Origin of the sequence: Rhodoferax sp. (assembly GCF_030653815.1) — a bacterium.
GTDB lineage: Bacteria > Pseudomonadota > Gammaproteobacteria > Burkholderiales > Burkholderiaceae_C > Rhodoferax.
The window spans coordinates 92,149-103,606 of sequence record NZ_JAURYQ010000009.1 but is presented as its reverse complement, the minus strand read 5'-3'; the positions used below and the strand labels follow the sequence as shown (position 1 = coordinate 103,606).

At 59.7% G+C, this 11,458-nt stretch carries 13 protein-coding genes; 2 read left to right on the top strand and 11 right to left on the bottom strand.

What is annotated here, in order from left to right; translation table 11 throughout:
- Positions 1–155: 155 nt before the first annotated feature.
- From Q7U49_RS03470 to Q7U49_RS03420, 11 genes are all read right to left on the bottom strand, one after another.
- Positions 156–587 carry a heme-binding protein gene (locus Q7U49_RS03470; protein WP_370653953.1) on the bottom strand — a complete coding sequence of 144 codons (432 nt, stop codon included), beginning with the start codon at positions 585–587 and terminating at the stop codon, positions 156–158.
- Between the two features lie 52 nt (positions 588–639).
- The gene (locus Q7U49_RS03465) at positions 640–1,551 is read right to left on the bottom strand and encodes a LysR family transcriptional regulator (protein WP_304762362.1); all 912 of its coding nucleotides are present in this window, start codon (positions 1,549–1,551) and stop codon (positions 640–642) included.
- Positions 1,552–1,738: 187 nt separating this feature from the next.
- Positions 1,739–2,608 carry a transporter gene (locus tag Q7U49_RS03460; protein ID WP_304762361.1) on the bottom strand — a complete coding sequence of 290 codons (870 nt, stop codon included), beginning with the start codon at positions 2,606–2,608 and terminating at the stop codon, positions 1,739–1,741.
- A gap of 89 nt (positions 2,609–2,697) precedes the next feature.
- Positions 2,698–3,642 (bottom strand): catechol 2,3-dioxygenase, encoded by a 945-nt coding sequence (locus tag Q7U49_RS03455; protein ID WP_304762360.1) that lies wholly within the window; start codon positions 3,640–3,642, stop codon positions 2,698–2,700.
- Positions 3,643–3,677: 35 nt separating this feature from the next.
- A complete protein-coding gene (locus Q7U49_RS03450; RefSeq protein ID WP_304762359.1) occupies positions 3,678–4,025 on the bottom strand; it encodes a 2Fe-2S iron-sulfur cluster binding domain-containing protein in 348 nt (115 codons plus the stop codon).
- Positions 4,026–4,034: 9 nt separating this feature from the next.
- Positions 4,035–5,099, bottom strand: a complete 1,065-nt coding sequence (locus tag Q7U49_RS03445) for an NADH:ubiquinone reductase (Na(+)-transporting) subunit F (protein ID WP_304762358.1) — start codon at positions 5,097–5,099, stop codon at positions 4,035–4,037.
- Between the two features lie 84 nt (positions 5,100–5,183).
- Positions 5,184–5,540 carry a phenol hydroxylase subunit P4 gene (locus tag Q7U49_RS03440; RefSeq protein WP_304762357.1) on the bottom strand — a complete coding sequence of 119 codons (357 nt, stop codon included), beginning with the start codon at positions 5,538–5,540 and terminating at the stop codon, positions 5,184–5,186.
- Positions 5,537–7,096: an aromatic/alkene/methane monooxygenase hydroxylase/oxygenase subunit alpha gene (locus Q7U49_RS03435; RefSeq protein ID WP_304762356.1), complete on the bottom strand. Its 1,560-nt coding sequence runs from the start codon at positions 7,094–7,096 to the stop codon at positions 5,537–5,539. Before Q7U49_RS03435 ends, Q7U49_RS03440 begins: the two co-directional genes overlap by 4 nt.
- A 25-nt stretch (positions 7,097–7,121) precedes the next feature.
- Positions 7,122–7,391 carry an MmoB/DmpM family protein gene (locus Q7U49_RS03430; protein ID WP_304762355.1) on the bottom strand — a complete coding sequence of 90 codons (270 nt, stop codon included), beginning with the start codon at positions 7,389–7,391 and terminating at the stop codon, positions 7,122–7,124.
- Positions 7,392–7,430: 39 nt separating this feature from the next.
- Positions 7,431–8,426 (bottom strand): aromatic/alkene monooxygenase hydroxylase subunit beta, encoded by a 996-nt coding sequence (locus Q7U49_RS03425; RefSeq protein ID WP_304762354.1) that lies wholly within the window; start codon positions 8,424–8,426, stop codon positions 7,431–7,433.
- Between the two features lie 37 nt (positions 8,427–8,463).
- Positions 8,464–8,667 (bottom strand): phenol hydroxylase subunit, encoded by a 204-nt coding sequence (locus tag Q7U49_RS03420; protein WP_304762353.1) that lies wholly within the window; start codon positions 8,665–8,667, stop codon positions 8,464–8,466.
- A gap of 342 nt (positions 8,668–9,009) precedes the next feature.
- On the opposite strand from Q7U49_RS03420, the gene Q7U49_RS03415 reads away from it, so the two are divergent.
- Both Q7U49_RS03415 and Q7U49_RS03410 read left to right on the top strand, forming a co-directional pair.
- Positions 9,010–10,716 carry a sigma-54-dependent Fis family transcriptional regulator gene (locus Q7U49_RS03415; protein ID WP_304762352.1) on the top strand — a complete coding sequence of 569 codons (1,707 nt, stop codon included), beginning with the start codon at positions 9,010–9,012 and terminating at the stop codon, positions 10,714–10,716.
- Complete coding sequence (locus Q7U49_RS03410; protein WP_304762351.1) at positions 10,716–11,435, top strand: GntR family transcriptional regulator; 720 nt, start codon at positions 10,716–10,718, stop codon at positions 11,433–11,435. Before Q7U49_RS03415 ends, Q7U49_RS03410 begins: the two co-directional genes overlap by 1 nt.
- Positions 11,436–11,458 lie beyond the last annotated feature (23 nt).

Genomic DNA, 11,458 nt, shown 5'->3' with positions numbered 1-11,458 from the left:
GCGGCGTCAACTTCGGGCTGGCCGGCTTCATGGACCATGCCGATCAACGAGTTGTCTACGGGATTGCGTTTCTCGTAGGTCTTGCCGCTGACGTTGCTGACGTATTCGCCGTTGATGAAGTTCAGTATCTGGTTCATGGTGCAATTTTCAAAAAGTTAACTGTTCAAACCGATGGCTTTCAGCCCCGCTTGGGCACAAGCCTCGTCCTGTTCCTCCGAGCCGCCCGAGACACCGATGCCGCCAATGCGCTGACCGGCCTCAAGGATCGGCAAGCCACCGCCAAAAGCTACAAAGCGCGGACGCAGCACAATGCCTTCACGCACGGCATCCGAGTGTTCCTGCAGTGCGCCGTGCCACTGGCTGGTCGGCAAACCAAAACTGGCGGCGGTGTAAGCCTTGTCGATGGCTATGTCGATCGAATGCAAAAAAGCGCCCGGCATGCGCAAAAACGCGGCTAGGTTACCGCCGAGGTCGACCACCGCAATGTTGATGGCGATGCCCAGACTGTCCGCGTGTTGTGCTGTGGCACGCGCTGCCATGGCGGCTGCGTCCCAGCCGATCACCGTTTGTGAAACAGATACTTTCATAAGATTTGACTATCTCCGAGATCAGGTTGAAGGAAATAAAACGCCTGCCAGGTCAGCAGACGACTTTTTTGCCGCCGTTTTCCGGCTGGAATTGGCGCACGGTCTCCAGAAAGGCCGCCAGCACCGGCGAGGCATCGTCCCGGCGGTACACGCACACCAGTTCCACCGTGGGCGCCGGATCGGCCTGGAGCGGCCGGTAGACCACACCCGGCAGTTGCAGGCTGCTGGCCGCCTCGGGCGTCACACACAGGCCAAAACCACTGGACACCAGGGCTACCGCCGTGACCACGTCCTTCACCTCCAGCTCCACCTGGGCTTGCAGGCCCTCGTGATAAAACAGCGACAACACGTGGTCGGCAAAACCTTCACGCGTGTTGTTGGGGTAGAGGATGAGCGGCTGAGCGCTGAGCTCGCGGATGCTGATGGCGGCTTGTTGCGCCATGGGGTGATCACCATGCAGCGCCACCAGCAGAGGTTCCTGGTAGACCGGTTCCACCACAAGGTCGGGCGCGGGCCTGACGTGACGGTTGAAGCCGATGGTCAGACGCCGCTCGCGCAGCGCCTGGATCTGTTCGGCCTTGGTTTGTTCATGCAGGCTGATCTGCACATTCGGGTAGCGGCTGCGAAACTGCAACAGCAGGCGTGGAATGTGGTGAAAGATGGCCGAGCCGAAGATACCCACGTCGAGGCGGCCAATTTCACCCCGGCCGGCCTGGGCGGCCCGGTCTTTGGCGGCGTCCGCCATGCCCAGAATGCGTCGGGCGTCGTCCAGCAGGGTGCAGCCGGCGGCCGTGAGCACCAGACCTTTGGGCTGGCGGTCAAACAGCGGGGCGCCGAGCTCGCCTTCCAACAACTGAATTTGCCGCGTCAAGGGCGGTTGGGAAATATGCAGACGCGCCGCCGCCCGGTTGAAGTTCAGCTCTTCAGCCAAAACCACAAAGCTTTTCAGGCGACGCAGGTCCATGGTGACTCCGGTGGTGGGTAAGAACGCCGCTCAGGCGCAAGCTCGAAAAACCAAGCATTGACGGTATCGTAAAAATTATTTTTGATACCGTCAAATACCATTTTGTTAATCTATCAATACCTTTTTGGTATTGATAGAGCTATTGAACGCGTTCCGTCCCATGCCAAAAGCACTTGGACGGCAGGGCTCAAAAGGCCTTGACGAAGGTGAAACGCAAGGTCGAGCCTTTGGGCTCAGGGTTGGTGCCGCCCTTAGCTGAATACTCGTTGTAGTAAGCAGCCTTGAGCATGACACCCGCCTCTTTCATGAGCGGGTAGACCAGTTCGGCACCAATGGCGTGGCGTGCGGATTTATTGCCGCTGGCGCCGGTACCCGAGTCGGTGCTGGTTTGCCATTGGTCGTAGCCGACCACGCCTAATTGCACCGGACCGATGGACTTGCCAAAGCCCCATTCCATCGTGACCTGATCACCAGGCTCGAAGCTGGCGTCGTTGGCGGAATTGATCTCGTAGCGCACCAGGGCCGAGCCGGTCCATTTTTTGGCTGCATCAAAGTAGTAAGTGCCGCCGCCGGTCAGCATGGTGGACTTGTAACCGTTGCCGGGCTTGGAAATGGAATCACTGTTGCCGGTATCAAACCATACGCCCGCTGCGGCCACCGCGTCCCAGTTGCCACCGTGCCAGCCCAGCACCAGCGGGCCCAGGTAAACGTCACCCACCCCGGTGTTGGATTCGCCGGCGAAGGCGAACGATTTGCGAATCACCGGAACGATGGCTTCCACGCCGTAGTCGGCACCCAGTAGCTTAGTGCCGGAAATGTAGACAAAGCGGTTGGCCAGGGCGCTGACGGTGCCGGTGTTGTGGCCGGGTAAGGAGTCGCTGCTGCCCGGTGCGCGCAGTTCATCGATGCTGTAGTTCACAAGGTAGCCCAGGTAATACATGCCGGGGGGCGGCACGCTGGCCGCCTGGATACCTTCAACACCGGGCACGTAATGACCACCTGCCGAGGCGCCAATACCGGCCAAGGCGGTGAGCGCGGATAAAACAATTTTTTTCATGGGGAATGGAATGCTGAGAATATGAGTTTGCGTGAAGGCGTCGGCACACCCGCGCAGGCGGGCGCGCCGAAAACGAAGCGATCAAGGGATCAGGTGTACACCTCGGTGAAGGACGCCACCAGTTCACCGGTGTGATAGAAGATGCCCGAACCCAGGTGGGACTCGTCCCAGGTGGTCACAGGGCGGTCGCGCTGGGCTAGGTAACCCAGGCCGGCAAAGGTTTCGTTGCGGTTGCCGCTCGGGTCGAAGAAATAAATGGTCTCGCCGCGGGTGATGCCATGGCGGGTCGGCGCCACGTCGATCTTGGTCTTGGTCTTGGCCATCACGTCGGCAGCTTTGAGCACGTCGTGCCAGGAATCCAGGAAGAAGGCAATGTGGTGCAAGCCCATGCGCGGGCCCGCCACAAAGGCGATGTCATGAGGCGTGGTGGTGCGCGCCAGCCAGGTGGCGGCCTGCATGTCACCATTCGGGCCCACCAGCACTTGCTCGGTCAGGAAAAAGTCGAGCACTTCGGTGACGAACTTGGTGTTTTCTGCGACCTTGTTGATGCCCGCCTCGGGGTTCATCTCGCACATCAGCAGGCAGTGGTCGAGCCAATGGGCACCGGCGCCCTTGATGTTGTCTGGCCACGGGTCCGGATTTTGGGTACCGACTTCGGTGCCGACATACTCTTTCATGGCATACAGGCGCATCTCGTGGCCGCTGGGCAGCTTGAACTGCAGCAGACGACCCGTAGACGGCAGCGCGCCTTCTTCGAGCACGGTGGTGGCAATGCCATAGGCTTCAATTTTCTGTTGCAGCGCGTCGAGGTCGCTGTCTTTTTCGACCTTGTAGGCCACGTGGTTCAGGCCGGCCTGGTCGGAGGGCGTGAGGATCAGGGAGTATTTGTCCCACTCGTCCCAGCACTTGAGGTACACGTTGCCGTGTTTGTCCTCCATCGTCTTTTTCATGCCCAGCACGTTTTCATAGTGCTTCAGAGCCGTTGCCATGTCCATCACCTTGATGCTGACGTGACCAATTCGCATAATGCCCATTGCTTTCTCCTTGTGGTTAAAAGTTGTCTAAAAAATCAGGCGTTTGCCGCACTGGCAAACCCCTTGCGGAACGGCTTTTCGAACTTGCCTGTCACCTCCAGCCGAACGGCGGTGACCGGGGCCACACGGCAGGCCAGGGTGAAGCCGGCGGCTTCTTCCTCGGCCGTGACATGGGCGCGACTGACCGGGCCCAGAGACTTGACCTGGCCCTCAACAATATGCACCTTGCAAACACCGCAACCGCCGTTGACACAACCCACCGGAATGCCTTTGCGACCCAGACGCAACATGCCCTTCAACAGGCTTTCGTCGTGGGCGCAGGGAAAGGTTTCACCGGTTTGCGCGACGTGAACAGCGACCTTGGGCCGGGTGTCAAACAACATGGTCGTGCCTCAGACCCGCTTGAACAAGGGGCTGCGCTGCTGGTTGGTGTCAGCGGCCGAGAGGAACTTCTCGGTGTAGATGTCGCGCTCGTACAGACGCCCTTGCATCAAGGCCGAAATGCAGGCTTCGATCATCACCGGCGGGCCGCACAGGTAGGCTTTGTTGCCAGAGAAGTTGTTGTCAAAGTGGGCCTTGGCCACGTCGTGCACATAGCCTTGTGCACCTTCCCAACCGGTACCTGGTGCGGCATCAGAGAGTGCTGGCACATAGTTGAAGTTGGGGTGCTGTGCGGCCAGCGTGCGGAACTCGGCGTCGTAATACAGCTCGTCTTGCGAGCGCTGGCCGTAAACCAGCGTGATCGGCTGCGCGCTGCCGGACTCGAGCAAATCCAGAATCATTGAGCGCGGGCTTGACAAGCCGGAGCCGCCAGCGAAAAACACTACTGGCTCTTTGGCCGACTTGCGCACAAAGAAGCGCCCGTAGGGGCCGGAGATACGCAAGGCGTCGCCCGCCTTCAACTGCTCATGCAGCCAGGTGGTGCCCGCGCCGCCCTTGAGGATGCGCACATTGAGTTCGACTTCGCCCGTGGCTTGCACCTGGGCCGGCGAGTTGGCAATGGAAAACGCGCGGCTGCCTTCAACGCCGGGAATCACCACCTGCACATACTGGCCGGCCTGGAAGTGCAAGGGTTTGTCGAGCTTAAGAAAAATAGCCTTGATGGTCGGTGTGAGCGATTCAATGCGCGACACGGTGCAGTCAAAGTCGCGCACCGCAATGATCTCTGCATCGGGTTCTTCGTCGATGTCGGCTTCGATGGCGGCATCACTTTGTAACGTGGCGCAGCAGGCCAGCGTCTTGCCGGCATCGCGCTCAAAGTCCATCAGCGCAAACGGGTTGGCGTGGCCGTGATCGACCTCGCCATCGGTCACCTCCACCTTGCAGGTGCCACACAAGCCATGGCCGCAAGCGTGCGGAATGTAGATACCCTGACGCAGCGCGGCATCAAGCAGGGTCTGGCCTTCTTCGACCTCAATGGTCGCGCCCAGTGGTTCAATCAGCAGTTGGTAACTCATGGTCTTTTTTGTTTCTGAAAGTTTCAAATGGAGCTGACGCAGCAGGCGGGCCAGGGGCCCACCTGCTGAAGCTGCCACACTTAATTAAGCGCAAGAGCCATTGAGGCCGGTCAGGCCGGGGGTTCTGAAGCGGATGACGTCCTTGTGCAGCAGGCCGTTTTCTGCCAAGGATTTGGCGGGATCGGGCTGCCAGGATTCACCCGATTTGAACCACTGCACGGTGTCCCAGTCGATCTTGCCAAAGTCCGGGTGTGCACCGTAAATGGGTGGCAACACGGCGGTACCCAGGGCGCCAAACGGTGTGTCGGGCGGCAGTGGCAGGGCGAAGGGGGCGGCAAACATCAGGTGGTCCTCCCAGCCGATGAAGAGCAGCGGCGCGGGAAAGTTCTCGCGCACGTCTTTAGCCGGAAAGTTGTAGGGCTTGACTGATTTAACGCTCATTTTTGGCTTCCTTCTGCCGTGTCACCGCGCCAGGCGGCAAAGTTTTTCTGGTCTTCCGAGCCTTCGAAGTCGAAGTTGTCGCGGCCAACGTTCAAGTTGTAGTAATCGAGCACAGCCAGCAACGGATCGAAACCTTCCTTGGTGGGATCGGTGCCTTCCTTGAAGCAGTTGCCCTGGTAGATCTGGTTCACCGGCAGCCAGCTTTGGACGTACTTTTCGGGTTCGTTGTCAAAGATTTCCTTGCAGTGGTCAGAGCAGGTGTGGTACTTGTTACCTAGGTAGTCGCTCTCGCGGTAGGCGATCTTGGTGGGATCACCCTCTTCGGTGAAGAGCATCGGCACCTGGCAGGTGGTGCACAGCATGGGCAGGGTCATGTTGTAGAAGCGCTTGCCTTCGGCTGCCTGCGCACCCCAGTGCTCCCAGCGCGGACGGTAGTATTTGTCAAAGGTTTCCGGGTACTTCTCGCTCAGCCAGTCCAGCTCTTCTTTCTCGGGCACCCAGGTCTGGAAGGCCGCGGCGCCGCCGTACTGGTAGAAGGTAGCCCAGGCTTGGTGGCTGATGTGATCCTTGCCCTCGCAGGCCTGAATCCAACCCTTGGGTTTGCGGATGCCGTAACGCGCCAGGTCCTTGAACAGGGATTCGCCGTTTTCCTCGACGTACATTTCCCAGCTCTCACGCCAGCTCATCACGCGCTTGGGCAGCATGTAATCTTGCATCATGGCCACGATGGTCAGCAGACGGTAGCCGCGCCAGAACCATTTGTCGATCCAGCCCTGCACGATCGGCACGTTGTCGGGGTCTTGCTCCAGCATGAACTTGATGCACTCGATGCCCAAGGTCATGTGACGTGATTCGTCAGATTGCGCGCTGAAACCAAAGGTCACGGTCGACATGTCGCCGTTGTGCGCCGCACCCGACATGAAGGGCACAAACAACAGGTTGGTCAGCACGTACTCGAACGAGAAGCTCACCGCCGTCAAAAACTCGAACGGGCCGCCGGTGTAAGCGTCTTCAAAGAACGACTTGGGCACCGACAAATACCAGACACGGTCAAACATGTGCTTGGGGCTGTGCAGGCCGTTGAAGTACCTGTTGTAGTGGCTCAGGGCGTGGGTTTCGGTCTGGTTGTGGCGCAGTTCGTCAATCGACTGCAGCTGGCAAGCCACGCGGGCACCGGCACCGGTGAACTGACGGCCGACGTGGGCAAAGCCACGGAAGGCGTAGTACTCCAGCGGGGTCACGCCGGTCAGGAAAATCTTGAGTGCATTGATGTAGCGCGCATCAGACACACCAAGCTGGCCATTGTTTTGTGCAAAGGCTTCGATCACGGCGTAAAGTTTTTTCTCTTTTTCGCCCTGGTATTTCCAGTAGGCGTCCATGGTCAGGCGGAACGGGTCTTCCCACTTGTCCCAGTCGTGGATCTTGATGCCTTCGTATTTGTCATACGGGAAGACCTTGTCCATCGGCTGGTAGGTGGTGTCCCAGGCCAGGCCGCGGGTCATGGCGGCATAACGTTCTTTGAGACCGAGTTTTTTCTTGATAACAGGGGTATCCATAGGTGCTCCTTGGGGGTGGGTGGGTTCAGTTATTCCATTTCAGCGAGAACTGGTCGTCGTCTTCTTCAAGGTGACCCGACAAGGTGACCAGGTTGACCTGGATCTGCTGCAAATCGTAGGGGCGGCCGATCAGCTCCTCGATGGTTTCGCGGCGCACCACGAGTTTGCCGGGGGCAATGATCTTGACCAGGCCGGTGGGGTAGGTAGCCTGCGCCTCAGCGTTGTCGGCGAGGATGGCCTCAATGATGGGGCGCGCGTCTTCGTTGTCCTGGAAGGCGATGAATACATTGGACATGCGGGGAGTCTCCTTGAATGAATGAGAAATGGGCAAAGCTCAGGCCACAAGGCCGGCTTTTTTGCAGCGCAAATTAAGCGCGTCGCGTGCTTCCTGCAAGGCGACCACACCATGCTCACCCAACGCCAGTTCGGCCACGGGTGTCAGAGCGGTCTGGGCACGGTCAGCCCAGGCGGTGACCCAGCCTGAGATCAACTGGCGGTTGTCGTCGGATTCGGCCGCAGCCACCTTGACCACCGCGTCAATCCAGCGTGCGCTCTCGGTATGCCACTCGGGCATGAAGGCGGCCAGCATCGACACCGCGGTGCCGCCCTGCAAGGCAATGTGGTCGTCCACAAAATTGCCGTAGATCAGCGGGTAGAGCTGCGCGTCGAGCGCCAGGTTTTGCGCAATGAACAGTTCGAACGGGTCCTGCACCACCAGCGTGTCTTCAACATAGTGGCGCAGCGGCTGCCAGCAAGCGGCGTTGAGCCAGTCGTTCTTGCCGGCGTCCAGAATGGCGGGCTCATCCAGGGCCAGGCCAATGCGGGTAATGAACTGCGCGGCACCCAAGTGGTCCATGGCGTGGAACATGGCCGGCGCCGTAAACGGTGTGCCGTAGCCGTAGGCACCAATCGAGCTGTTGTTCATGTTGCCTCCCCAGGCCACATGGCGCAGCGGCATCAGCACCTCGCAGGCCTTGCTGCGCACGGCGTCCGACATCTTGGTCACCAAGCCGCGGGACTGGACAAAGTCATAGCTCGACTCAATCGCGTCCTGCTGGCGCGCCCGGGCCATGGTCCAAGTGGCGTAGTAGTACTGACGCGGGTCGCGCAATACATTCCAGTCGGCCAGTTTGACCTTGGTGCGCGACTTGTCGAAGATCTCGTGCTCGGGGTCCCAAGTCGGGCGGTAGTGGAAGTTGTCGGTGGGCTGGGTGTCGAGCGTGGCTTCCTGGTAGCGCGACGCCGGTTTGTCGTTGCCGACATAGTTGGCCGTTTGGCTAAAGGTGTTGCGCAGAGGTTTGATTTCACGCGTGTGGAGATCGACTGACATAGGGGCTTATCCTTTTAAAAAGAGACGACGAGGGGACTTAAATCTTCAAAAGTTGGACCTGGTTTTGAACGCAAAAATCGTCAAAAGCTGGCTGGGGCAACATCAACTCAACAAACAACTCTGGCCAACCGATGGCAAACTCAAAACACACCAGGCCGTCGGGGCGGACTTCTCGGACACGGACAAACTTGTGTTTGATGTCGCAAGGCTGGGCTGTGGGTGAACTCAAGGTATTGGTCATGGTGCGGGTCGTTGGGTGGCGGGCATTACCCTCATGACTTTGCAAGGAACCTGCCAATATTTGTGTTGATGCCAATAATCTCGATATTCCTAGGGTTAACCACTAGAAATCATGATTTTTTTCGACCCGATTCAAGACCAATCTGACCCCTATCAGGGCTTACCCTTAGCGCAATAAACGCCTGGCCCGATGCTGCTTTGCGCATTTAATCAAAGCCAAACGGCTAAAATTTACCAAATGATCAAATCACAGAAAACGGTCATCCCATCCCGGGTAATTCTGGGTAGGAAAAAATAATATCGAGATAATGGTTTTTTCACCTTGCCGTGGAGTGATCTGCCGATGAGCTACAAATACCCACCCAACGTCGATTTGCGGCGCCTGTTGCGCTTTGAGCCCGACAGCGGCGTGATCTGGCTGGGCGACCGGCGCATGGTGCTGATGCACACCAACGCCTTGGCGGAGTTGCGCCAGGACCTGATGAGCTCTGTCGGCCCCGAACATGCGCGGCGCATCCTGACGCGCATGGGTTATGCCTCGGGCCTTTCAGATGCCGAATACGCCAAAAAGATGCGGCCTGGCGAGGCCTTGCAGGACAGCTTCATGGTCGGCCCGCAATTGCACATGCTCGAGGGCGCGGCCCGGGTGACGCCCGTCAAGCTCAACCTCGACATCAAGGCGGGCCAGTTTTACGCCGACTTTCGCTGGGACAACTCGTGGGAGGCCTACGCGCACCGGCAAAAGTTTGGCCTGGTCGATGCGCCGGCCTGCTGGACGCTGCTGGGTTATGCCAGCGGCTACACCAGCGCCTTCATGGGCCGGCTGATTCTGTTCAAGGAGACGCTGTGCGCCGCCTGTGGCGCGGACCATTGCCAGATCGTTGGACGCCCCATTGAGGAATGGCCCGATGGCGAAGCGCATCGCGTGTATTTCACCGACGACTCCCTGATGGAAAAGATGGAGGCCCTGCAGTCGCAGGTGGAGGCACTGAGGTCGACGCTGGAGCCAGCCAGCCAGGGCGGCCAGCTGATTGGCAACTCGCCGGCGTTTCGCAAGGCCTACGCGCTGATGCAAAAGGTGGCACCGACGCAGGCCACAGTCTTGTTGACCGGCGAAACCGGCGTCGGCAAGGAGCGTTTTGCGCGCGCCCTGCATGATTTGTCCAACCGGGCTGACAAAGCTTTTGTTGCGGTCAATTGCGCCGCCTTGCCCGCCGAGCTGATTGAGGCCGAACTCTTTGGTGTCGAAAAAGGTGCCTACACCGGCGCCCACGCGGCGCGGGCGGGCCGCTTCGAGCGTGCTGACGGGGGCACCCTGCTGCTCGACGAGGTGGGTGAAATGCCGATGGCAGCTCAAACCAAGCTGCTGCGCGTGTTGCAGGAAGGTGAAATTGAGCGCGTAGGCGGCGAGAGCACGCGCAAGGTCAATGTGCGCCTGGTGGCCGCCACCAATGTCGACCTGGCGCAGGCCGTGCAGGCCGGGCGTTTCCGGGCTGATTTGATGTACCGACTCAATGTCTACCCCATCTGTATCCCCCCGCTGCGCGAGCGCAAAGCCGATATCGAGCCGCTGGCCCTGGCCATGCTTGCCCGTTTTTGCGCCCTGCACAGCAAGCGCGTGCTGGGGTTTGAAGAGCGCGCACTGCAGGCGCTGCAGCAACACGACTGGCCCGGCAACGTGCGCGAGCTCGAAAACCTGGTGGAGCGTGGCGTGATCCTGGCAACCCAGGCCGGCAGGGTTGAGGTGGAGCACCTGTTCCCGAACCAGCCCGATGCCGCGCAGACCAGCCTGGACGCGCACGGCCATCTGGCCAGATTGCCCAGCGTGCAAGACGACGAGTTGAGCACCCGTATTTTGAACAGCGGCAGTTCGCTTGAAGAGATCGAGGCCCGCGTGCTCGACCATGCGGTGGCCCGCGCCCGTGGCAACTTGTCTGAGGCGGCGCGCCTGCTGGGCCTGACCCGGCCACAACTGGCCTATCGGCTCAAGCAACGCCAAAGTGGCGCAGGGCCTGCAACCGAGCTCAAAAGCGACCCGGGAGCAATGTGATGTCAACCCTTCAAAAAAACCGTGCTGCCGGCCCGGCCAACGAAACTGCAGCGCCCCGCACGCTGGTGGAGCGCGCCTACCTGGCGCTGCGCCACGATGTGGTGTGCGGTAAGCTGGTCCCCGGCGAACGCCTGCGCGTGGAGCACCTGAAAGACCAGTACGAGGTGGGCGCGGGCACGCTGCGCGAGGCTTTGTCACTGCTGGTGTCCGATGCGCTGGTCACCTCGGAGGGCCAGCGTGGTTTTCGGGTGGCACCGATCTCGCTGGCCGACCTGGAAGACGTGACCAATACCCGCGTCATGCTGGAGACCGAGGCCTTGCGCCAATCCATCCGCCATGGCGATGCCCAATGGGAGGCCGCACTGGTGCAAAGCTACGAGCGCTTGAGCCAGACTGAAAGAGACCTGGCAGAGTCAGGCTCTGAGCTCTGGGAGCGGCGCAACAAGGCTTTTCATGAGGCCTTGATTGCCGGCTTTGATTCGACCTGGAGCAAGTACCTGTTGTCCATTCTTTACCGCCATGCCGAGCGTTACCGCAACATCAACTGGCGGCTGACCGCAGCCCACGCCAGCGGGCGCGATGTGCACAAGGAACACGAAGATATCTATCGTGCCGCCATGGGCCGCCAGGAGGCACGCGCGGCCTTGGCGCTGGAGGCGCACATCCGCTTGACGCATGATGTTGTGCGGCTGCAAGCGAACCGGGCAGAACTGAAATAGTAACAAATCAAGGGAACACCTTG